Source organism: Candidatus Saccharibacteria bacterium oral taxon 488 (assembly GCA_013100825.1).
Lineage (GTDB): Bacteria > Patescibacteriota > Saccharimonadia > Saccharimonadales > Saccharimonadaceae > Nanosynbacter.
In genome coordinates this window covers 516,372-537,938 of sequence record CP040001.1, presented here as the reverse complement: position 1 = coordinate 537,938, position 21,567 = coordinate 516,372, and the positions used below count along the sequence as shown (strand labels likewise).

20 protein-coding genes are annotated in these 21,567 nt (G+C 52.4%); 15 read left to right on the top strand and 5 right to left on the bottom strand.

What is annotated here, in order from left to right; genetic code table 11:
- The 3 genes from pheS (at nucleotide 1) to FBF26_02890 (ending at nucleotide 2,462) form a co-directional block, all read left to right on the top strand.
- Nucleotides 1-1,044: a phenylalanine--tRNA ligase subunit alpha gene (gene pheS, locus FBF26_02900; protein ID QJU10199.1), complete on the top strand. Its 1,044-nt coding sequence runs from the start codon at nucleotides 1-3 to the stop codon at nucleotides 1,042-1,044.
- Between the two features lie 31 nt (nucleotides 1,045-1,075).
- Nucleotides 1,076-2,002: a hypothetical protein gene (locus tag FBF26_02895; protein ID QJU10198.1), complete on the top strand. Its 927-nt coding sequence runs from the start codon at nucleotides 1,076-1,078 to the stop codon at nucleotides 2,000-2,002.
- Nucleotides 2,003-2,066: 64 nt separating this feature from the next.
- A complete protein-coding gene (locus tag FBF26_02890) occupies nucleotides 2,067-2,462 on the top strand; it encodes a hypothetical protein (GenBank protein QJU10197.1) in 396 nt (131 codons plus the stop codon).
- Here FBF26_02890 and cyaB read toward each other — a convergent pair whose 3' ends face one another.
- The 3 genes from cyaB to FBF26_02875 all read right to left on the bottom strand — a co-directional run bounded on the left by cyaB (nucleotide 2,463) and on the right by FBF26_02875 (nucleotide 4,103).
- Nucleotides 2,463-3,026, bottom strand: coding sequence for a class IV adenylate cyclase (cyaB, locus tag FBF26_02885; GenBank protein QJU10196.1), 564 nt, complete (start codon nucleotides 3,024-3,026; stop codon nucleotides 2,463-2,465). It lies immediately after the preceding gene.
- Nucleotides 3,027-3,482: 456 nt separating this feature from the next.
- Nucleotides 3,483-3,821, bottom strand: a complete 339-nt coding sequence (locus FBF26_02880; GenBank protein ID QJU10195.1) for a hypothetical protein — start codon at nucleotides 3,819-3,821, stop codon at nucleotides 3,483-3,485.
- Nucleotides 3,822-3,887: 66 nt separating this feature from the next.
- On the bottom strand, nucleotides 3,888-4,103 hold the full coding sequence (locus FBF26_02875) for a hypothetical protein (GenBank protein ID QJU10194.1): 216 nt from the start codon (nucleotides 4,101-4,103) through the stop codon (nucleotides 3,888-3,890).
- A gap of 304 nt (nucleotides 4,104-4,407) precedes the next feature.
- Here FBF26_02875 and FBF26_02870 point away from each other — a divergent pair, with 304 nt between their 5' ends.
- Genes FBF26_02870 through FBF26_02840 form a run of 7 tightly spaced genes read left to right on the top strand, consistent with a single transcriptional unit; the run spans nucleotide 4,408 to nucleotide 11,893 of the window.
- On the top strand, nucleotides 4,408-4,863 hold the full coding sequence (locus FBF26_02870; GenBank protein QJU10193.1) for an HIT family protein: 456 nt from the start codon (nucleotides 4,408-4,410) through the stop codon (nucleotides 4,861-4,863).
- A gap of 22 nt (nucleotides 4,864-4,885) precedes the next feature.
- Nucleotides 4,886-5,392 (top strand): hypothetical protein, encoded by a 507-nt coding sequence (locus FBF26_02865; protein ID QJU10192.1) that lies wholly within the window; start codon nucleotides 4,886-4,888, stop codon nucleotides 5,390-5,392.
- Between the two features lie 18 nt (nucleotides 5,393-5,410).
- Entirely contained in the window at nucleotides 5,411-7,924 is a 2,514-nt protein-coding gene (gene pheT, locus FBF26_02860; GenBank protein QJU10191.1) for a phenylalanine--tRNA ligase subunit beta, read from the top strand.
- Nucleotides 7,924-9,723 carry an ABC transporter ATP-binding protein gene (locus FBF26_02855; GenBank protein QJU10190.1) on the top strand — a complete coding sequence of 600 codons (1,800 nt, stop codon included), beginning with the start codon at nucleotides 7,924-7,926 and terminating at the stop codon, nucleotides 9,721-9,723. Before pheT ends, FBF26_02855 begins: the two co-directional genes overlap by 1 nt.
- A gap of 30 nt (nucleotides 9,724-9,753) precedes the next feature.
- Nucleotides 9,754-10,431, top strand: a complete 678-nt coding sequence (locus FBF26_02850) for a hypothetical protein (GenBank protein QJU10189.1) — start codon at nucleotides 9,754-9,756, stop codon at nucleotides 10,429-10,431.
- A complete protein-coding gene (locus FBF26_02845; protein QJU10188.1) occupies nucleotides 10,424-11,356 on the top strand; it encodes a thioredoxin reductase in 933 nt (310 codons plus the stop codon). Before FBF26_02850 ends, FBF26_02845 begins: the two co-directional genes overlap by 8 nt.
- A 3-nt stretch (nucleotides 11,357-11,359) precedes the next feature.
- A complete protein-coding gene (locus tag FBF26_02840) occupies nucleotides 11,360-11,893 on the top strand; it encodes an inorganic diphosphatase (GenBank protein ID QJU10187.1) in 534 nt (177 codons plus the stop codon).
- Between the two features lie 326 nt (nucleotides 11,894-12,219).
- On the opposite strand, the gene FBF26_02835 is transcribed toward FBF26_02840, so the two are convergent.
- Complete coding sequence (locus tag FBF26_02835; protein ID QJU10186.1) at nucleotides 12,220-13,743, bottom strand: bifunctional (p)ppGpp synthetase/guanosine-3',5'-bis(diphosphate) 3'-pyrophosphohydrolase; 1,524 nt, start codon at nucleotides 13,741-13,743, stop codon at nucleotides 12,220-12,222.
- 66 nt (nucleotides 13,744-13,809) lie between these two features.
- Here FBF26_02835 and gap point away from each other — a divergent pair, with 66 nt between their 5' ends.
- Nucleotides 13,810-14,838 carry a type I glyceraldehyde-3-phosphate dehydrogenase gene (gene gap, locus FBF26_02830; GenBank protein ID QJU10185.1) on the top strand — a complete coding sequence of 343 codons (1,029 nt, stop codon included), beginning with the start codon at nucleotides 13,810-13,812 and terminating at the stop codon, nucleotides 14,836-14,838.
- Nucleotides 14,839-14,912: 74 nt separating this feature from the next.
- On the opposite strand, the gene FBF26_02825 is transcribed toward gap, so the two are convergent.
- A complete protein-coding gene (locus FBF26_02825) occupies nucleotides 14,913-15,239 on the bottom strand; it encodes a hypothetical protein (GenBank protein ID QJU10184.1) in 327 nt (108 codons plus the stop codon).
- 374 nt (nucleotides 15,240-15,613) lie between these two features.
- Here FBF26_02825 and nusA point away from each other — a divergent pair, with 374 nt between their 5' ends.
- Genes nusA through radA form a run of 4 tightly spaced genes read left to right on the top strand, consistent with a single transcriptional unit; the run spans nucleotide 15,614 to nucleotide 21,554 of the window.
- On the top strand, nucleotides 15,614-16,735 hold the full coding sequence (gene nusA, locus FBF26_02820; GenBank protein QJU10183.1) for a transcription termination/antitermination protein NusA: 1,122 nt from the start codon (nucleotides 15,614-15,616) through the stop codon (nucleotides 16,733-16,735).
- 40 nt (nucleotides 16,736-16,775) lie between these two features.
- Entirely contained in the window at nucleotides 16,776-19,244 is a 2,469-nt protein-coding gene (locus FBF26_02815) for an ATP-dependent Clp protease ATP-binding subunit (protein ID QJU10182.1), read from the top strand.
- The gene (locus tag FBF26_02810) at nucleotides 19,228-20,205 is read left to right on the top strand and encodes a hypothetical protein (protein ID QJU10181.1); all 978 of its coding nucleotides are present in this window, start codon (nucleotides 19,228-19,230) and stop codon (nucleotides 20,203-20,205) included. Before FBF26_02815 ends, FBF26_02810 begins: the two co-directional genes overlap by 17 nt.
- Nucleotides 20,202-21,554 (top strand): DNA repair protein RadA, encoded by a 1,353-nt coding sequence (gene radA, locus FBF26_02805; GenBank protein ID QJU10180.1) that lies wholly within the window; start codon nucleotides 20,202-20,204, stop codon nucleotides 21,552-21,554. The genes FBF26_02810 and radA overlap by 4 nt, the downstream gene beginning before the upstream one ends.
- The last annotated feature ends 13 nt before the right edge of the window (nucleotides 21,555-21,567 follow it).

Below are 21,567 nucleotides of genomic sequence, written 5' to 3'. Positions count from 1 at the left end.
ATGGAAAAATTGGATGAAGTTCGAGCACTATTATTATCGCGCGTAGCCGAGGCGGCTGAACCGCGCAGCGTGTTGCGGAGCGCGGAGCTGCGGGAACTATACGGCGTTATCGCGACGCTACCGAGTGAGGAGCGCGGGCCGTTTGGTAAAAAGGTTAATGACTTGAAGCAGGAATTGGAGCGGGTGATCGCGGCTCGTGAAGCTGAATTATCAAAAGTTGATTTACCGCCAATTGACGTAACGGCGCCGATGGATGTCAATGCTCCACGGCCTGAATTGCTGCCGAGTGAGCGCGGCACGGTTCACCCGCTGAGCGCCGAGATTGAGCGTATTTCTGACATTTTTAACCGCATGGGTTTTGTGACGGAAGAGTCGCGTGAAATTGACGATCAATTCCATATGTTCGAGAGTCTGAACTTCCCGAAAGGCCACCCGGCGCGTGATGATTATGACACGTTCATGACCGAGGAAACTGACGCCAATGGCGACCGCTTGATCGCGCCGGCGCACACCTCGACCATGCAAAACCGCGTGTTGAAGAAATATCATGACAATTTGGCGAGTGGCGAGGCGATTGCTGCTATTGTACCCGACCGAGTGTTTCGTAACGAAGATCTGGACGCGCGGCATGAGCACACGTTCTATCAAGTCGAGGGCGTGTATGTCGCTAAGGGGGTTAACGTTGGCAATCTCATTGCCACCTTGCAGGAGTTTTTACAGGAATATTACGGCAAGCAACTTGACGTGCGCGTCAATCCATTTTATTTTCCGTTCACCGAACCGAGCTTTGAATTTGCGCTGAGCTGTCCGTTTTGCGAAGGCAAAAATCCGGACTGTAAAGTCTGTTCGGGCGAAGGCTGGATCGAACTCTTGGGCTGCGGCATGATTCACCCGAATGTACTGAAAGCTGCTAACATCGATCCGAATGAATACACCGGCTTTGCCTTTGGCTGCGGCATCGACCGCTTGGTGATGATGAAATACGGCATCGAGGACGTGCGGCATTTTGAGAGCGGACGATTAGACTTTTTGGAGCAGTTTTAATTCAGTCAATTAGTCCATTCGGAGATATGAGATGATTAAGCGCAATGTCTTTCTCTACAATATCACCAATCGCGACGATGAGGGATACGGCAGCTATCCGTTTGAGGATGTTCTTCGTGATTTGATGAAGCTCGAAGAAGACGATAGGAATTGGCAGTATAATCCAAATGACGATGAGTCATTCATGCGGCTCTTGCAGTTTGATAAGCTGCATAAAACCAGCGAACTATCCAAATGCTATGCTGGCATCGTTGCCGTGTACGGATCGAACGTGATTACCATAGGCAGGGACGATGACGATCTTGTCAAACGTTATCCGCTTCCTGATGGGCAGCTGCCGGTGCAGGTGGTGCATTTCCTCTACTATGCAGACAAAGGAATTATGGCGTTAGAGTACAACCGAAATGTTGCTACGAATGTAAAGATTTTAGCCTATATAAATAACCGCATCACAAAGCTCTCGCTCTCTGAAAAGACAGCATTTATCGGGACGGTGATTTGTCATCCAGACGCCATCGAGTTAATCAGGCGGGCGCATCGTATAAAATCCGCGAAGATATTTGTTCCTCGCGAAGCCATAGAACACAATAATAAAATCAGCCAGCTAGCGAAAAGTTTATTCTCCGCACCTTTGATCGATAATCGTACTGATACACTTGGTACTATCGTCATTGATTTTCGGCCGAGTAGAGGTAAGTTCCTGTCTCCTGGCGCGTACATTGATCACTATGTAAAGGAGTTTCCGGGTATCGAAAAGCAGGTCTACGACGTTGAAATTGAAGAGGGTATGGAAGTGACATCGGTTAATATCATGCAGCCGCAGTTCAAGAATACAATTGAACTGCCAGACAGCAGCATTGAAGATCGAGAAGAATATGACAACCAGGTTTTTGGCAAAATCCACGAGGTGTATCAAGCAGCCACCAATGTCATAACGGGAGCCAACAATGTGGACTAGGCGATGGAGTTCTATTGGACTAGTACTGATTATACTGGTGTTATTCTTCGGGGTGTCCTTGGGTATGCAAGAAATCGTAAAGGTAGTGAAGCCTGATATCATGAAAGTGAACCCGTGGGATGTGTTCGAGGGTATAATAACCATCCCATCATATATCGTTATAGTGTTACTAGTGTTGTTGCCATCAGACGCTCGATATAACCTGAGGCTATCACTATTTCAGCGCTCCAGCTACGTGCGTGAAATTGTCATTTCCGGACTCTTGATCATTCTCGTGATGGCCGTAGTGGGATTTGTGGCATACGACCCGACAGACAGCCCGGCTCGCAATCCTTGGAATGATTTTAATTGGGGTAATTATCTGAGTGTTATTTTTTGGGGAGTTATCATGTTTTTGTATAATGTACTGCTGCGGTTGGGCGGTGGGGCGAGGCGTGGATTTGATAAAAACGTAGCTTGATTATCCCATACAAATGTCTCGATAAGGCCGCGTAACAATTTCTGCCGAGTCAAGGTCGAGCTTGGTCTCAATGTCATTAATCATCGCCAGCGCGCCAGTTTCATCGCTTGACAAAACCTCAACTTCCACAAACGTTCCGGCGTTTTTAATTTCATCAATAGCTACTGTTGCTTTTGGAAAGTTTGGTGATTGGAACGATCGCCGGTATTTGTTGACCTCGACCAGTTTTACCATGCCAAGGTTAGCAAACAGTTGTTTGGCAGCCGTTGCGCTCTCGGGCTGAATTGGCAGGTTTGTCTCGGGCTTAATGATCACATCGTTTTTCGTATGTGTCGCAGTCGTCGTCGCAGGCTTATATGTCACCTCGGCAAAACCATCGCGCTGACGAATCCGCAAACATTCAACCGTCTGCATGAAATCGACATCAGGACGAGAATAATATGTATCAATCTCGTGGAGATTACTCTTTGGCTCAAAACCGAGGTCTTGCAATTGCTTGATTAATTCTTTTGCGCCACTGGTTAATTGACGTTTGCGTTCGATTTCTAGAAGTTTGGTTGTCATAGGTTTTTCGTCTTTCAGCTTATCATTATATCTTTAGTTATCTATAAACTCCACACCTTGCTGCGCCAAAAACTTCCGCCCTTCCTTGTCCAACTGGCAATTCACAAAGTGTGATCGTGCTGCCAACTTGCCGCTACCATAAATAAATTGTGTTTCCTCGTCGTATTTCATACCGCGAAAGGCACAGCCCCCCTGCCTCGATAATAGCTTTGACGCCGCGAAAATCTACGCTCTGAACTGATGAATTCTTAAAACAGACTGGTTGCCCGTAAATATGCTTTGCGTAATCCAGGTTGCAATTCTCAAACACGAAAAATCCCATGACAAACTGGCCAAAATCAACGAATGAGCAAGTATTTGAAGACTATCATTCTGAAATCATGAGTAGCTGGGCGACAGCTTCCGCTGATGAAGATGGTTTGGTCTATGTTCCTGAAAAATGAAAAAGCATTAAGCTTACGGTGTTAGCTTATATAAGCAATAGTTGAAGTCTCCGTCGAAGAATATAAAATTATCTGGTTGACTATACAACGAGAAGCAAGAGTCTACAATTTTACCAGATCCATCTTCTACGCCAACTATCGGAGAAGCTTCACTTGAGCGGCTCATTGGGTCATACAACACAGACCGCGTCTTAAAAAGACATACTTCACCAGCAAAGCATCTATCTTCAGTCACGATGTAAAAGAAATCATATGACCCCATAGGCAGATTAGTAAATTCAAAATGACCACGTGAGGCGCACTCATGAAGCTTGCCGGTAAATTTCTCAATAATAGTATGATGATTATCCATAATCAATGACATATTATAAAGGAAAAGTGGCTTTTTGTACGGAAGCCACAAACCGCTTAGTAGGAATCAGCCGTGGTAGTCGCGGTAGTCATTGATGACCTCGCCGTCGACGCGCATATACTCGACACCACCGTCCTCATTCACGACGATGTGGTCGTGCGGCCGTGCGCCGGGCATGCCACCGGGGAAGATGTTGGTAGTACCGTCATCGTTCTTGTCCCAGTACATGACCTCTCCACCGATGCGGCCCATACCACTCTCGTACTGGCTGTTAGTTCCCATAATAACTCCTCTTGGAGTCAGGCGAGATAATTATCTCGCGAAGTGGAGCGTCTCAAGCCCAATGGCTTTGGGCGAAACGCCGACCCTTGCGGACGCAAAGGCTGATATATATCAATAATAGAACAAAACGTCAATGGATTTTGTCAAAATTATGGCATAAAATAATAGATTACCTCTGCAGCAATAGTTTAACCATTAGGACTAAACCTGATAGGAAGTTGTGGACATAACGCGGGATGTAGCCTTACGTTGTATTTTGCTTTAGCTTAAAATTATTTGCTATAATTATTTGAAAGGAGTAACTATGAACCATACAATTTTCGACGACATTGTATCAGGCACCGTAAAATCATGGAGGGTTTGGGAGGACGAGCAGTTCCTGGCGTTTCTCACGCCGTTTCCAAATACCCCGGGGGTGACAGTGGTCATTCCAAAGCATAATCCGGGTGATTATATTTTTGCGATTGACGAGACGCTATATCTCGAGTTTATGCGAGCAGTGCGTCAAGTGGCGCGGCTACTAGAACGAGCGTTTAATACGCCGCGGGTAGCGCTGGTGTTCGAGGGAACGGGCGTAGCGCATGTGCACGCCAAACTGTATCCGCTACATGGTGATTTGGCGGGGCGGACTGACGTCTGGGCGGAGAATGCAGAGTTCCACGAGAGCTATCGCGGCTGGCTGACGACGACCGAGGGGCCAAAGATGGATGAGGCGGAGCTTGACCGGATTCAGGCGCAGATCATTGCCGCTCAAGGGTGATATCTAGTCAACGGGGCAAACTATGAAGTGGCTCGGAGTTGTCGGTACGCGCGAAGTGAATGACACGATTCGCCGTGACATTGAGCAGTGTGTTGGACAAAAGATTACTGAAGGCGGCGGGATTGTGTCGGGCGGCGCTACTGGTGCTGATCACGAAGCGGCGCGGCTGGCGTATGAATATGGTCTGGAGGCGGCACGGTTTCGGGTATTTCTGCCGGTAGAGTTGGGTCTGTATTGCAAAGCGCTGTATGATCGCGCTGCCGCTGGCAAATGCCGACCGGACGACGTAGTTGCTACGGTCGCTCTGTTGCAAAAAATTGCCAAAAATAGGCCGGGCGTCATATATGATACCACCGATTTTACCGAAGTCAACGCCGAGTCGTTTCATGCGCGTAATTGCCAAATTGTTGACTTGGCAGATGAGTTGGTAGCATTTCGGGTCAATAATAGCCCTGGCACGACGTTTACGATTGATCAAGCCAGGGAAAAAGGTATTCCCATCAAGGTGTTTGACTATACCATTGATTAGAATGGTATACTGATATATATGAAAGTCAGCCTAAACATTATCAAACAATTGATTAATTTTGAATTGCCGCCAGTGGACGAGTTGGTGGCGCGGGTCAATCAGCAGCTTGGCGGCGTCGAAGCAGTGATTGACCTCAAGGCCAAGTATGGCGGCGCGCGAATCGTTCGGGTGGTTGAATGCGTCAAGCATCCTGATGCTGATCGGTTGAGTGTGACCAAGATCGATGATGGCGGCGTGGCGGCGGATGTGCCGCGTGACGACAACGGGCTGGTGCAGGTGGTCTGCGGCGCGCCGAATGTGCATGCGGATATGTGGGCGATTTGGTTGCCGCCAGAAAGCACGGTGCCGGCGAGTTTTGATGACGATGAACCGTTCGTGTTGGATGCGCGACCACTGCGCGGCGTGCTCAGCCAAGGTATGTTGGCGGCGGCGGACGAGCTGGCGATTGGTACGGATCACGAGGGAATTATTGAAATTCATGAACACGACGTACCGGCGGGTGTTGAGCTAACCGCGGGAGCTGGTTTCGCTGAAACGTTTGGTTTGGATGACTATGTGCTGGACATTGAGAACAAGATGTTTACGCACCGGCCGGACTGCTTCGGGCAGCTCGGTGTGGCGCGCGAGATTGCCGGGATTTTTCATCAGCAGTTTACCAGTCCCGAGTGGTACAATGTGATTCAAGAATTTGCTGGTGGCGACGGTCTCGAGCTCGAGATATTCAATGAGGTGACTGAAGTAGTGCCGGTGTTTTCAGCGGTAGCTATCAAAAATATCGAGGTGCGTCCGAGTCCGCTATGGCTGCAGTGTCAGCTGGTGGCGATGGGCGGTAAACCAATTAACAATATTGTTGACGCGACAAATTACATGATGCTCATGACGGCGCAGCCAACGCATGCATATGATTATGATAAATTACGCGGGTCTACACTCGGGGCGCGGCTGGCTCGTGCTGGTGAGAAAGTTAGCTTGCTGAATGGCAAGGAGTATGAGCTGACGACGGACGACATTGTCATCGCTGATGGCGAGGGTGTGATAGGTCTCGCGGGAATTATGGGTGGTGTTAACACTGAAGTTTCGGATAGCACGAAAAACATCGTTTTGGAATGCGCTAATTTTGATATGTATGCACTGCGCCGCACCGCTATGCGACACGGTATTTTTACCGATGCGTTGACACGGTTTAATAAGGGTCAGTCATCGGCACAAACTGACCCGGTACTCAAGCGCCTCATGGACATGGTTGGCGGTGAGCAAGCCAGCCCTGTATTATTCAAGAATCATCAATCCCTCCGGTCTATGTTAACTGACGGTATGCGCTGGTGGGGCGGGTTAGTAGTACCGAGCGGCTTTATTGAAGAGCGGCTCGGCGTAAATTTTGCCGATGGTGAAATGAATACGCTGCTAGGAAACGTTGAGTTTTTCGTTGATGAAGGGCATGAGTATGGTGAGGATGGCATGCTGGTCTACAGCCCGTTTTGGCGCACCGATATTGAGCTGCCTGAGGATATCGTCGAGGAGGTTGGGCGGCTTTATGGCTTTGATAAACTGCCGCGTCAATTGCCGCGTCGTAGTATTAAACCAGCGCCAAAAAATGTGCGCCGCGAATTGAAAAACGCCGTTCGCCGTAGTCTATCGCGTGCTGGTGCCAATGAAGTCTTGACCTACAGCTTCGTTCATGAACGCATCCTGAAAAACGCCGAGCAGGACGTCACTCAGGCATATAAATTATCAAACGCCCTTAGTCCTGATTTGCAATATTATCGCTTGACGGTGTTACCAAGTTTGCTCGACAAGGTTCACGCCAACATCAAGGCCGGGCATGATGAATTTGCCTTGTTTGAAATGGGTAAGGGCCACGGCAAAATGCACGGCCTAGGCGAAGATGGTTTGCCAGAAGCCAGCCAGTTCACCGACATCGTCTACGCCGCCAAAAAGCCGGCAGCAGGCGCGCCATTTTACAAAATTCGTTGCTTGGTTGAGCAGTTGGCGCGTGAGCTTGGTGCTGATCTGGTATTCAAGCCAATTGAACAAGAACTTACGCTTCCAGTCGCGGCACCGTTTGACCAATCACGCAGTGCACTGGTCGAGACAACCGATGGAATGTTCATTGGCATAGTCGGCGAATTGAAGCAGTCAGTCATCAAGAGCTTCAAATTACCAACGTACGTGGCGGCAGCGAGCTTGGACATGGCTGGCCTGGAGACCGTTTACGCCAAGCGTGACAGTCATTATCAGCCGCTCAGCCGCTATCCATCAACCAGCCGCGACATTTCGCTCAAACTACCGACCACCATCAGATATCAGCAACTGTTGCAGACACTGGATGAGGCCGTGCGGGACGTTGGTATGGAGGTGCGAATTGAGCCACTCACCATTTATCAATCTGAGCATGAAGCGGCGCAGAAAACGATGACGTGGCGGCTGACGTTTACTTCACTTGCACGGACATTGGTGGATAATGATATCACGCCGGTGATGCAGCGGATTGAACAGACAACTAAAGACAGATGGGGCGCTGAAACAGTCTGATGAAGCCGCTAATCCACATGCTCCGGTATGCGCGCGGTATGGGCAGATACTACGTCGGGGTTAGTATCAGCTCGGTTGTCGTGGCACTGACCGGCATCGCGGTGCCGTTCGTGATTTCGCTGGCAACCAACTTGATGGTTGACGTGGTTGAGGGCGGCAAGGTGGGAATTGAGCAGGCGATTTTCTTGGCGCTGGTGCTGCTGGCGCTTGACGTGACGAATACGATGGTGCGAAACCTTGGCGGTTACTGGGGCGACGTGATGGCCACGCGGCTCAAACAGCAGCTGTCGACGCGGTACTATCATCACTTGCTTGGCTTGCCACAAAGTTATTTTGATGGCGAGCTGACTGGGACGATTATCAATCGCCTCAACCGCGCGATTACCGAAACGACGAATTTCCTGAACATGTTTGCCAATAACTTTTTCCAGATGCTGCTCACGACAGGTATCACCATCGGCATCGTTCTGGTGTACAGCCTGGAGTTGGCGGTAATGGTGGTCATTATGTATCCGCTATTTATGTGGCTGACGGCGCTGACCAGCAAGAAATGGCAGGCCTTTCAGAACCGTAAAAATCATGAGACGGATATGGCCAGCGGCCGGTTCGCCGAAGTCATTGCTCAGATCAAAGTCGTCAAAAGCTACGTCCGTGAGTCGCTCGAATATCGTCATTTTGCCAAGCGTTACCGCAAAACAATCGCCATCACACGCAAGCAATCGCGCTATTGGCACAGCATGGACATCGTGCGCGGCGTGGTGTTGTCGGTCATTTTCTTTATGATTTTTGCCTACATTTTTGTGCAGACGACCGAGCGGCGTTTTTCGATCGGCGATATGGTGCTGTTGATCACGCTGATTAATAATTTGCGGATGCCGCTGTTTAACATGAGTTTCATCGTTGATAATTTCCAGAAAGCTCTGGCTGGGAGTCGGGATTTTGTTGGTGTGATGACGCTACGCCCAGCAATTGAAGATGTGCCTCACGCGCCGGAATTAGTCGTGAGCCGCGGGGCAGTCGAGTTTCGCAACGTCTCGTTTCGCTACGCCTCTGCTCCGCAAAAACCAGTGTTGACCGACATCTCGTTCACGCTTCGTCCCGGTGAGCATGTTGCTCTCGTCAGCGAGTCGGGTGGCGGCAAGACTACCTTGACGAATTTACTGATGCGCCTATATCAGCCAGATAGTGGCGAGATTACCATTGACGATATGGCCATTGACGCGGTGCAGCAAAAGAGTTTGCGCCGTCATATCGCCACGGTATTTCAGGAGCCAGCGCTCTTTTCTGGCACAATTCGTGAAAATATCGCTTATGGCGCCGACGAGCCGACGGATGAGCAGGTGATCGCCGCTGCCAAGGCCGCCAACGCGCACGACTTTATCAGCGGGCTTGATAAAGGGTACGATACACAAATTGGCGAGCGTGGCCTCAAGCTGTCTGGCGGTCAAAAACAGCGCATCGCCATCGCGCGGGCGGTACTCAAGGATGCGCCGATTCTCATTCTCGACGAGGCAACAAGCAACCTTGACAGTAAGAGCGAGCACCTAGTGCAGCAGGCGCTGGAGCGACTGATGAAGGGGCGAACGACGCTGATTATCGCTCACCGGCTGAGTACCATCGCTACGGTGGATCGGATCGTGACGCTAAAACATGGCCGGGTCGACGAGATCGGTACGCCGAAACAGCTGGCGAAATCGGGTGGCATTTATGCTGATTTACTCAAGCTACAGCGGACAGCCGGTTTGGGGATTGATGACGAACTCGCGCGGTATGACATTGCGGCCGAGAAGAAACATTGATATAATTTCAAGGTAAGATAAAGGAGGATTATGGCGACGACGAGGGGACAGCGACTCGGTATATGGATCATCACGGGGACATTAGCGGTTGGGACAATTGGCGGGTTCATCGCCATGATGGTGCAGCCAAGCAATGACGCCAAAGATCAGGCCGAGCTAAAGCAAGCGCAAGAAGATTATAAAAAAGCAACCACGGAGTGGCAAAAGAAAGTTGATGCTCAGACGGCGGAATTGAACAAAAAATATTACGCTAAATTTGCTGAGTTTAGCGCGCGAGTTGGTGCGTTTGAGGCTGGTGACATCAAAGAGCTCGGCAAAGAAGACTTGGTGGAGGGCGGCGGCGCAGAAGTTAAGGGTGATACCAAATTTGCGGCTTATTACATTGGCTGGAATGCCAAGGGTGAGATTTTTGATCAGTCGATCAATAGCGGTAAATTGAAAGCACCATTTGTAGTGAACGGTCCGGCGAATACGTCGGTGATTCAGGGCTGGAAAGAGGGGCTGATTGGTATGAAAATTGGCGGCGTGCGTGAATTGACAATTCCAGCTGACAAAGCCTACGGCGACAAGGGTCAGGGTGATAAAATTCCTGCTAATGCGCCACTCAAATTTGTGGTCATGGCTATCGAGAAACCAACGGAGATTCCACGGCCGGAGATGCCAGAAGTTATCAAGCGATATTATAGATCAAGGGGGTTGAATGTCTAAAGAGATTATCATTGTCGGTGCCGGTCCAAGCGCACTCACTGCAGCAATTTACCTATCGCGCGAAGACGTGCCGACAACACTATACGAACGCGGCGTGGTTGGCGGTATGGCGGCCATCACTGATCAAATCGATAATTATCCAGGCTTTGCTGAGGGCGTGACCGGCATGAAATTAGCCTCCGAATTGCAGCAGCAGGCTGAGCGGTTTGGTGCGGATATTGAGTATGGCGATGTCACGGAACTCAAGCAAGTTGACGGCGAATTGGAATTGACGATTGATGGTCAACCAGTGCGAGCCAAAGCAGTGCTGCTAGCGACCGGCTCAAATCACCGCAAGCTGGGCGTGCCGGGCGAAGATGAATTGTATGGCCGCGGCGTGCATTACTGTGCAACGTGCGACGGTGCATTTTACCGCGATAAGCGCTTGATCGTCGTTGGCGGCGGCAACTCGGCGGTGCAGGAAGCGATATTTCTAACTCGCTATGCCAGCCACATCGACCTACTGGTACGCAGTAAATTGCGCGCCAGCGATGTCCTGCAAAAAGAATTACAAAAGTATGTTGATGAGGGTAAAATTACCGTCCATATCGGTGCGACGACTGATGAAATTATCGTCAAAGACGACAAATTCTACGGCGTCAAATCGACCCAAAACGGTGAACAAAAAGAATTTACTGCAGACGGTTTGTTCGTCTTCATCGGCCTCATCCCGAACACGCAGTTCTTGAAGGAATCAGATGTTGAGCTGGACCTCGGCGGGCACATCGTTACCGACGAACATTTGCATACCAACATTCCTGGTGTCTTTGCTTCGGGCGATGTACGTTCGGGTGCGACCATGCAAATCGCTTCGGCGGTTGGCGAGGGCGCGGTCGCGGCGTTGCAGATTCGTGAATATTTACAAGAAAAAGCCAGAGAGGAGTAGATCATGGCGGATTTTAACCAAGTAGTAACCCCGGGAAACTATCAGGACGGCGAAATCACCGTTGTCGTAGAGATTCCGGCTGGGTCAAATCATAAAATTGAATGGGATCGGAAGGCCGGCGTCATGCGGCTAGATCGGGTTGATCCGGCGATCTTTGCCAAGCCGACTAATTATGGTTTCATTCCGCAGACACTGGATGAGGACGGCGATGAGTTGGACGTGCTGTTGGTGACGGATACGCCACTGACGACCGGGTTGGTGGTCGAGGCGCGGATCCTTGGCGTGATGAAGTTTATCGATGACGATGAGGTTGATGATAAGATTATCGCGGTGCCAAGCGACGATCGCCATAATGGTAACGCCATTCAGTCGTTGGAGGATCTGCCAGTACAGCTGATTAAGCAAATTGAATTCCACTTCAATCACTATAAGGATCTGAAGAAGCCAGGCTCGACCATTGTCAAGGAATTTGCTGGCGTTGATGCTGCTAAGCAGGTTGTGGCGGCGGCGATCGAGCGCTGGAACGAGCAGGCGTAATACTACATATCTTGTAAAGCAAAGCGATATCACATCTTACTAAGAATCTGGTATGCGTGTTTGTCGCGGAATTATCAGCCTCTCCGACACGTCGATAGCTCTGCGGACGGCGCCCGCCGGATGCATTCGACGTGGAGGAGACGGCTGGAATCCAAGCCGTGGCAGCCACTCCACCGTCCGCCGCCAGAGCACACTCTTCGCTCAAATCTCCGCTGGAGATTTCTCGCGAGCGTTCGGCTGAAACGTCCGTTACTCACGAACGTTTCACAGTCTCTGGCGGAGGAGGTGTCGTGTCTGCCGCAGCCTCTGAGGTGTGAGTGCTTTGCTTACCGTCGAAACAACGACGAAACGCCGTCGGTTAAACCGGTCAGGTGTGCGAGCACGCCGCCGCTTTTTGACAGCTGCATGCGTAATTTGGTTTTGGCGTGCGGCGTGATGACCATATTGCGCCAGGCTGGTTTGGGTTTGGCAGATTTGCTGGTCAAAACTTCGACGACGTCGCCATGTTGTAATTCATAGGTGAACGGCTTCATGGCGCCATTGACCTTAAAGCCGCTGGCGTGCGCTGCGATGTCGGAGTGAATGCGATAGGCGTAATCCAGCGGAAAGGCGCCGCGCGGCAAGTCATAAATATCACCTTTGGGCGAATAGACGAAGATGCGATCCTCAAACAACTTCATGCGGAATTTTTCTGAATCAAATGATTTACCCTCGCGTGCTCGGGCCGCCGTTTCCTGTAGGTCACGAATCCATGCCAAATCCGTCGGCAGCGCGGCGATTCGCCCCTGGCGGTAGGCATCGGACATCTTTTGTTCGTTATAATGAAAGCTGGCTGCCAGGCCGCGCTCGGCGTATTCATGCATGTCTTGGGTACGAATTTGGAATTCGACAATTTGTCCGGTCGGCGTTTGTACCGTCGTGTGCAAGCTCTGGTAGCCGTTCGGTTTAGGATTGGCGACATAATCTTTGATGCGCTCATAGAATGGCTGGTACATTTCGTGCAGCACGCCCAGCACCAGATAGCCGGTCGCTAAATCATCAACGATGATCCGTAGGGCGATCAGGTCGTAAATCTTATCAATATCACCAACACGGTCGAGCTTCTTGAACAAGCTATATACGCTTTTCACCCGGCCGTCCATCTCAAACTGCAGACTCTCATTCTTGAGGCGCGCCGTAACGTCGCGGCGGACTTTGGCGAGTTTGCGCTGGCTTTTCTTTAGGCGGCTATCCATCAGGCTCTTAGTACGCTGAAAATCCTTGGGCATCAAAAATCGAAAACTGAGCTCTTCCAGCTGCACGCGCACCCGCCCCATATTCAGTCGATCCGCCAACGGCGCAAACACCTCAATCGTCTCGCGGGCGATTTTCTTCTGCTTGTCGCGCGGCATATATTGAAGCGTACGCATATTATGCAGTCGATCCGCCAGCTTGATAATAATCACTCGGATGTCCTCGCCGACCGCGATCATCAGTTTGGCGAGGTTGTCCTTGGTGTGCGGCAGGTAGCTATCGAGGCTACGCATGCCAGCGCGCGCCTGCGATACCTTGGTCACACCATCAACCAAAAAGGCAATGTCGCGCCCAAACAAACTCTCCAGTTCATCCAATGTCGCATCGGTATCCTCGACCGTATCATGCAGCACACCAGCGATTACCGTGTCGATATCCATGCCCCATTCCACCAAAATCCCAGCCACCGCCAGCGGGTGCGTGATGTAGGGTTCGCCACTCTTGCGTTTTTGCCCGGCATGTTTTTTAGTAGCGTAGTCAATAGCGCTATCTAACACCAGTACCGGCACTTCATCGTACTGCGGCGCCGCTAGATGTAGTAATTCCTCGCGCGTCATGGTTTCATTATACAACTTTGTAGTATAATTAGGAAAAAGCTAATGCTACTCGGGAGGGATACTTGTATGGCGATAACGAAAATAGCGATTAATGGTTTCGGGCGGATCGGGCGCAGCGCCTTTAAAATTGCCTGGGAGCGCAGCGATCTGGAGATTGTGGCGATCAATGACTTGACGGATACTAAGACGCTAGCGTACCTACTCAAACACGATAGTAATTACGGGGAATACGGCCGCCAAGTTGATTTTACAGAAAACGAATTGGTCGTTGATGGAAAACATGTCAAAGTGCTGGCGGAAAAAGATCCAATGAACTTGCCGTGGGGCGAGATGGATGTTGACGTGGTGATAGAATCGACGGGACTCTTTACAGATAAAGATGGTGCGGGTAAGCACTTGACTGCTGGCGCTAAACGTGTGGTTATCAGCGGGCCGACCAAGTCCGACAGCGTCGATACAATTGTCCTGGGCACCAATGACAGCAAGATCAAGGACGCTACGCCGATAGTTTCTAATGCCAGCTGTACGACCAATAGCTTGGGCGCGGTGATGGCGATTTTGGATGCGGAGTTTGGCGTCGAGAAATCGATGCTGACAACGGTGCATAGCTACACTGCCAGCCAGCGCCTGCAAGACGCGCCGGCCAAGGACCTTCGCGAGGGTCGCAACGCGGCCGAGAATATCGTGCCGACAACGACCGGTGCGGCCATCGCCGTGACCAAAACCCTGCCGCAGCTAACCGGTAAGTTCGACGGCCTCAGTGTGCGCGTACCGACGCCGGTGGTGTCTCTCAGTGACGTGACGGCCTTGCTGCGGCGTGACGTGACGGTCGAGCAGGTGAATGAGGTGTTCAAGAAAGCTGCCGCCGATAGTTTCTATCAAGGGATCTTGGGTGTGTCTGAAGAGCCGCTGGTCAGCCGCGACTTTATCGGTAATTCGCATTCTGGTATCGTTGATCTGCCGCTGACCAAGGTCGTTGGTGGCAACATGGTGAAAATCATGGTCTGGTACGATAACGAGTGGGGGTACTCCAACCGCCTGGTTGAGTTGGTAGCGGACGTCGGCCACTACCTCCAACAGCCAGCAATGTCATAAGTTCTATAACATAAGTTCAGTGATGTGAGTGGGGCGGGAGATACGAAAAGTTGTATCAAATCCCGCCCCGCACCTCAGCGGCGATTTCTTCTCCACCAACAGAGGAGATCGGCAAGACAATCCATCACGACAATAAGTGCCGTGATGAACAGTGCGGCAGTTACAACCACGCCTACGATGAGGACCCAGTTGGGCAAGGCAGTGAGTGACCCATAGAGCCACTCAAGGCTTCGATGTTGTGCGGCTGCTGTCATTTTTGCTGTGGCGAGGAGGGCTGATACCCCGAACAGCAGTAGCATCACTCCGTTCAGACCTATGACCAGATCCCTTTCGGAAAATAGGATCATCATGGTTCCAGTGACGATAATAGCGACAAGGAGAACGGTCAAAATCTCGAGCATTTTTACGCCTTTCCACTTTTTGAGGTGCGGCCGTTCCGCGCCTCAAGCCACCGTAGATATCTGATCTACGATAGCGAAGCGCAGTTGACAAATCCGTATAAGATTGTCAAAAGGCTGATATATATATATCACTATTAGTAGAAAATGTCAATGCTTTTTGTCAAAGGATGCATGAATAGTCATGCGCCGCTACCGCTCCCAGGGTCGCATACCCATTCGCAGGCTGACATGGGTGAATGGGGCGGCTGAACTTGACGCCGCTTGGCTGGGTATGCTACACTACGAACATATCCGGCCGATCAGGTCGGAGTTTTTCGTCTCTTGGGCGTTTGCAATGAAACGTAGTATAATAACATAGCGTAAAGGAGCTAATAATGGAAGATTTGAATATCAAGCAGTTGACGTTGGCGGTGCGGACGATTGCCGAGGAAAAGAACCTGCCAGAAGAAACCGTTTTAGAGGTGATCGAGCAGGCTATCGCGTCAGCGTGGCGGCGTGACAACGGTACCCGTGAGCAGTTGGTGCGCGCCAGCCTAAACATCAACAGTGGCACGGCTGTAGTGTCGGTCGTCAAAACGGTGGTTGAAGAAGTCGAAAATGACGTCAATCAAATGAGTCTGGACGAAGCTAAAACCGTTGACTCGGCGGCTGAGCTAGGGAGTGAAGTAACGGTCGAGACCCACAACGTGACGACGTTTGGCCGCGTGGCAGCCCAGACCGCCAAGCAAGTGATTTTGCAGCGGCTGCGTGAGGCAGAGCGTGAGGTGGTGCTGGCAGAGTTTGAGGATAAAATCGGCACGGTGGTGACTGGTACGATTCAGCGGGTTGAGCCGCGCGTGGTGCGGATCGAGCTGGGCAAGGCAGTCGGTATCATGCCGCAGTCTGAGCAGATTCCTGGCGAATACTACGGTGTTGGTCGCCGCGTCAAAGTATATATCAAGGACATCGAGCGTGAAGGTCGCGGTCCGCAGCTGATTTTGAGCCGTGGCAATGAAGAATTTGTGCGCTTCTTGTTCAGCCAGGAAGTGCCAGAGATGGAAACGGGCGCTGTGGAAATCAAAGCCATTGCCCGTGAGGCTGGCCGTCGTACTAAATTGGCGGTTGCATCAGCGCTGCCAGGCGTTGACCCAGTCGGTACCTTTGTCGGTGGTCATGGTACGCGTGTTCAGGCGGTGATGAACGAAATTGGCGAGCAGGAAAAAATTGATATCATTCCGTTCGAAGAAGACGCGGCTGGCTTCATCGCCAATGCCATGAGCCCAGCGGAAGTGCTGAGTGTGACGGTTAATGAAGACGAAAAGCGAGCAACCGTCTACGTCAGCGAAGATCAGCAATCAGTGGCTATCGGCCGGGCTGGGCAGAATGTTCGCTTGGCGTCACGACTGACTGGCTATGAACTAGACATCGAGGCAAAGGCGGCTGCTAAACCTGAGACAAAACCTCGTAAGAACATTGAGGATAGCTTGATGAGTGCGGTTGAGGAGGTGGCGGAATAGGCTGCTTCCTGATAATCGCCGAAAACGAAAGGAGGGCGATATGCCGGAAGATTTTTCCGAGTTGGAATCTCGGCTGACTGATACCGCTAGGGCCAGTTTAGAGCGCGCCGGGCTGCTGGCGCATAATAGCGGCAGTCCGTATGTCGGCACTGAGCATGTGCTACTCGGCGTACTGGCGCAAAACTCATCGCTGGGCGCAAAGATTTTGGCGGAGAATGGCGTAACCTTGGATCGGGCGGAGCTAGCGCTGGGCTTAACGGCGCAGTCGTTCGTGGTGGTGGTTGTTCACAAAGGGATGAACGCCGAGGTGCTGGAGACGATACGGACGGCTTGGCAGCTAGCGACGGAGTTTGGACAGGAGCGCATCGGTACTGAGCACATCGTCTATAGCATGCTGCTGCAGTACAAGGCTCGGGCGACGAAGTTGCTCAGCGATATGAATGTAGATCTGGAGGAGCTGCGCGGTACATTGGAGGACGTATTTGATCGGCAGCAGCTGGAGGCGATGCAGGATGAGTCGAAGGAAGGTACGGCGCCGCATACTCGTCGGTCGGCCGATCTCAAGCTGCTTGACCAGTACGGAGTTGACATGACCGAGCGCGCGCGGAGCGGACTGCTCGATCCGGTGGTTGGTCGGGAAGCCGAGACGGAGCGGCTGATCACGGTGCTCGGGCGGCGCGGTAAAAACAATCCAGCGCTGATCGGCGAGCCGGGTGTCGGTAAAACTGCAGTGGTCGAGGGCCTGGCGCAGCGCATTGCGGCGGGGACGGTGCCAGAGTTTTTAGTCGGCAAGCGGCTGATTCAGCTCGATCTGACGGCCATGGTCGCCGGTACGAAATTTCGCGGTCAGTTTGAGGAGCGCCTGCAAAAAGTGGTGACGGCAGCGCGTAATCATCAGGAGATTATGTTGTTCATTGATGAGCTACATTTGCTGGTCGGTGCTGGCTCGGCCGAGGGGTCGATGGACGCGGCGAACGTCCTAAAGCCGGCGTTGGCGCGTGGCGAAGTGCGAGTGATCGGCGCGACGACGTTTGACGAGTACCGCAAGCACATCGAAAAAGATGCGGCCCTCAGTCGGCGGTTTCAGGCGGTAACGGTGGCGGAGCCGGATGAGCAGGCGGCCGTAGCCATGGTACGGGCGCTAGCGGGTCGGCTGGCGACCCATCATCGGCTGCGGATTTCTGATGAGATGATCGAGCTGAGCGTAGCCCTCAGTCAGCGCTACGTGACGGAGCGTCATTTGCCGGACAAGGCGATTGACGTACTTGATGAGGCGGCGGCACTGGTTAGTACGCGGCGGCCAGCCAAGCCAACCAAACAGCAACAGCTGGCGCGGCGGATCAAACAACTAGTGGGCAAGCTCGATGCGGCGGTCGAAGCTGAGCAATATCAGCGTGCAGCTGAACTAAAGGTTCGCATCAAACAACTGGAGCAGCAGGCCGAGCAGCTGCCGGCTGACAATCCAGCATTACCGGGACTGACCGAGGATGACGTGCGGCGAGCGGTGGCGGCGATGGCTGGCGTGCCAGCGGAAAAAGTGACGGTGAATGAGCGTAAAGATCTGGTGGCGCTGGAGCAGCGGCTGGGCCGGTCGGTGCTTGGTCAAGAGAAGGCCGTGGCGACCTTGGCGCGAACCATTCGCCGGGCGCGAGCTGGGCTGAGTCGGCGGTCGGGGCCGCTTGGGTCGTTCATTTTCCTCGGGCCGACTGGTGTGGGCAAGACGGAGCTGGCTCGCGTACTGGCACGGGAAGTGTTTGGCGGCGACAATAGTTTGATCAAGATCGACATGAGTGAGTTTTCGGAGCGGCATACGGCCAGTCAGCTGATTGGCGCGCCGGCTGGTTATGTCGGCTATGATGATGGCGGCAAGTTGACCGACAAGGTTCGCCGGCAGCCGTACAGCGTGGTGTTGTTTGACGAGATCGAAAAGGCGCATCCAGATGTACTGAACTTGCTGCTGCAGATTTTGGAAGACGGCAAGCTCAGCGATTCGCACGGGCGGACGGTGAGCTTTCGGCAGACGATCGTGATCTTGACTAGCAATGTCGGCGCTGAGGCGATGGTGCGTGACGGTGAGCTGGGCTTTGGCTCGCATGGTGAACATACTTCACGGGCGGACGATATGAATGAGCGCAATGCCCGAGCGGCGCGGCGCGAGCTGGAGGAGCTACTGCGGCCGGAGTTGATCGGGCGATTTGATGCGGTGGTGAATTTCAAGAGCTTGACTCGGCCGGTGGTGGGTAAGATTTTTGATAATCTCGTGAGTGAGCTTAAAGAAGCAGTGCAGGCGCAGCAGATGACGCTGGTCATCACGCCGAGCACTAAGCGTTGTATCATAGACAACGGATTTGATGAGCAGCGCGGCGCGCGGGTGCTCAGGCAGACGATTCAGACGATGTTGGCTGATCCGCTCAGTGATGTCTTATTGTCTCGTCAGGCCCGTCCCGGTGCGGTCTTGACAGCGAGTACAAAAAATCGTGAGGTAGTGATCAATGTTCAGGCTGCGTAATTTCCTCGGTGTCGTGGTGTTTGTGGGGCTGGTGGCCGGCGGTAGCTGGCTGGTACTCAATCGCCAGCTAGTGCTGGATCATATCAGGGTCTGGCAGTATCAACCGAGCCAGGACATAGCAACATTGGCGCAACGGGCAACGATGACTGATAAGGCTAAATTTAGCTTTTATCTCGCCCAGCCGCGACTAGAAAACGCTACGCAGTTTAATCAAGATTGCCGTCGTGTCGAACAGGCCAGCCCGATCGTCGGCTGTTACGCCCACGCCAAAGAGACCATTCACATTTATAACGTGCAGAACGCGGAGCTAGACGGTATCAAAGAGGTAACGGCGGCGCACGAAATGCTGCACGTAGCCTGGTCGCGCTATTCGGCGGAGCAGCATCGGCGGCTGGGCGAGCTGCTAGAGGCGGCTTATACCAAGGTCAAGACCAAAAAGCTCGAAGAGCGGATGGCATATTATGAGCGTGCTCAGCCAGGTACGCGTGCCAATGAGCTGCATTCGATTTTGGGTACAGAGTTTGCCGATCTCGGGTCGGAGCTGGAGGCGCACTATGCCGAGTACTTTAGTAATCGAGCGGCGCTGTTAAAACTGCACGCTCAGTATAATCAGAAGTTCACCAGTGCCGAGGCCGAGGCTGACGCTCTCACGGCCAGTCTCGATAAGCGAAAGCGTGAAATTGAGCAGCTGACGACGTCGTACAGTGCACGCGTTAGTGCTTATAACCAAGATGTAGCGGCATTTAATCAGCGGGCGACGACGGGCGGTTTTCAGACGCAAGCTGAGTTTCAGGCTGAGCGAACCCGGCTGAGTCAGCGCGGTCTGGCGCTTCGTCGTGAGCGGCAGACTATTGAGGGTAAGGTCGATGCCTATAACACTGATGTGGAAAAATTAAACGCACTGGGGCGCAAGATTGATCAGCTCAATCAAAGCCTCGACAGTCAAAAGGCGGTCAAATGATGGCGCGAGCAAAATCGCAATTCATCTGCCAGCAGTGTGGCGCCAGCTATCCGAAATGGGTCGGCAAGTGCGACAATTGCGGCGAGTGGAATTCACTGGTTGAACAACTACCAGTTGATACTGGCGCCTCGGCGGTAGCCCGCAGTAGCGGTAAGGGTAAAGCGCTCGCTACGCTCAAGCTCAGCGAGACGGCCGCTGAAACTAAACAGGCGCGGTTGGCAACCGGCATCGCCGACCTCGACGCGGTGCTCGGCGGCGGCTTTTTGCCAGGCGGCGTAGTGCTGGTGGCGGGGCAGCCGGGAATTGGTAAAAGCACCCTGCTAGCACAAGTCGCGGCCTTTGTTGCTCGGCAGCAACCGGTACTATATGTCAGCGGCGAGGAGTCGGTGTCGCAGGTCAAGTTGCGGGCTGAGCGGTTGGGCGCGGTTGATTTAGAAAGCCTGCAGCTGGCGTCCAGTAACAGCGCCGAAGACATCGCCGCCTCCATTCAGACTGGCCAGTACAATCTGGTGATTGTCGATTCCATTCAGACGCTGTCGTTGGCGGAGATTAGTTCAGCGCCAGGCTCAGTCAGTCAAATCACCAACTCATCCAACGTCATCATTCGCGCTGCCAAGGCCGCCAACACTGCGGTGATTTTGGTCGGTCACGTCACTAAAGAAGGTTCAATTGCCGGGCCGAAAGTCCTGGAACATTTGGTTGACGTGGTGCTGAATTTTGAGGGCGATCGCTACGGCGGCTTCCGGGTGGTGCGGGCACAGAAAAATCGCTATGGCTCGACTAATGAGGCGGCAATTTTTGAGATGCATGAGGATGGCTTACGGATTGTAGCTAATCCGTCGGCGAGTTTGCTAGCTGAGCGGCAAAATCTCGACGGCTCAATCGTCCTGGCGACCATGGAAGGTGCGCGACCGCTGCTGGTGGAAATTCAGGCGTTGGTTAATCCGACGAATTTCGGTTATCCCAAACGCGCGGCCAGCGGTTTTGATCTCAACCGCTTGAACTTGTTGGTGGCGGTGCTGGAAAAGCGCACCAAACTCAATCTCTCCGACAAAGATATTTACATCAATGTGGTCGGCGGCTTGAAGCTCAGCGATCCAGCGGCGGACTTGGCGGTCGCCATGGCCATCGCCTCAGCTTCAGCTGGTCGCAAGCTCAGCGACGAAGCGGTGGTGTTTGGCGAAGTCGGTTTGGGCGGCGAAGTGCGCTCGGCTCAAGGCTGGCACGCCCGCGTCAAAGAGGCCAAGAGGCTCGGTTTCACTTATGCCATTGCGCCAAAAACCCACAAGGACGCATTCGTACGTGGCGTCGGTGATTTACGCCAGGCACTGATTGATTATTTACAATAACATTATCATTATT

Excerpts from the sequence above, each read along its gene's own strand:
- gap (QJU10185.1), top strand. The coding sequence starts at position 13,810 with ATGGCGATAACGAAAATAGCGATTAATGGTTTCGGGCGGATCGGGCGC.
- FBF26_02865 (QJU10192.1), top strand. The coding sequence starts at position 4,886 with ATGAAGTGGCTCGGAGTTGTCGGTACGCGCGAAGTGAATGACACGATT.
- FBF26_02850 (QJU10189.1), top strand. The coding sequence starts at position 9,754 with ATGGCGACGACGAGGGGACAGCGACTCGGTATATGGATCATCACGGGG.
- radA (QJU10180.1), top strand. The coding sequence starts at position 20,202 with ATGATGGCGCGAGCAAAATCGCAATTCATCTGCCAGCAGTGTGGCGCC.
- FBF26_02895 (QJU10198.1), top strand. The coding sequence starts at position 1,076 with ATGATTAAGCGCAATGTCTTTCTCTACAATATCACCAATCGCGACGAT.
- FBF26_02825 (QJU10184.1), bottom strand. The coding sequence starts at position 15,239 with ATGCTCGAGATTTTGACCGTTCTCCTTGTCGCTATTATCGTCACTGGA.
- FBF26_02810 (QJU10181.1), top strand. The coding sequence starts at position 19,228 with ATGTTCAGGCTGCGTAATTTCCTCGGTGTCGTGGTGTTTGTGGGGCTG.
- FBF26_02835 (QJU10186.1), bottom strand. The coding sequence starts at position 13,743 with ATGACGCGCGAGGAATTACTACATCTAGCGGCGCCGCAGTACGATGAA.
- FBF26_02840 (QJU10187.1), top strand. The coding sequence starts at position 11,360 with ATGGCGGATTTTAACCAAGTAGTAACCCCGGGAAACTATCAGGACGGC.
- FBF26_02845 (QJU10188.1), top strand. The coding sequence starts at position 10,424 with ATGTCTAAAGAGATTATCATTGTCGGTGCCGGTCCAAGCGCACTCACT.
- FBF26_02875 (QJU10194.1), bottom strand. The coding sequence starts at position 4,103 with ATGGGAACTAACAGCCAGTACGAGAGTGGTATGGGCCGCATCGGTGGA.
- pheT (QJU10191.1), top strand. The coding sequence starts at position 5,411 with ATGAAAGTCAGCCTAAACATTATCAAACAATTGATTAATTTTGAATTG.
- FBF26_02880 (QJU10195.1), bottom strand. The coding sequence starts at position 3,821 with ATGGATAATCATCATACTATTATTGAGAAATTTACCGGCAAGCTTCAT.
- cyaB (QJU10196.1), bottom strand. The coding sequence starts at position 3,026 with ATGACAACCAAACTTCTAGAAATCGAACGCAAACGTCAATTAACCAGT.
- FBF26_02815 (QJU10182.1), top strand. The coding sequence starts at position 16,776 with ATGCCGGAAGATTTTTCCGAGTTGGAATCTCGGCTGACTGATACCGCT.
- FBF26_02870 (QJU10193.1), top strand. The coding sequence starts at position 4,408 with ATGAACCATACAATTTTCGACGACATTGTATCAGGCACCGTAAAATCA.
- FBF26_02855 (QJU10190.1), top strand. The coding sequence starts at position 7,924 with ATGAAGCCGCTAATCCACATGCTCCGGTATGCGCGCGGTATGGGCAGA.
- nusA (QJU10183.1), top strand. The coding sequence starts at position 15,614 with ATGGAAGATTTGAATATCAAGCAGTTGACGTTGGCGGTGCGGACGATT.
- pheS (QJU10199.1), top strand. The coding sequence starts at position 1 with ATGGAAAAATTGGATGAAGTTCGAGCACTATTATTATCGCGCGTAGCC.
- FBF26_02890 (QJU10197.1), top strand. The coding sequence starts at position 2,067 with ATGCAAGAAATCGTAAAGGTAGTGAAGCCTGATATCATGAAAGTGAAC.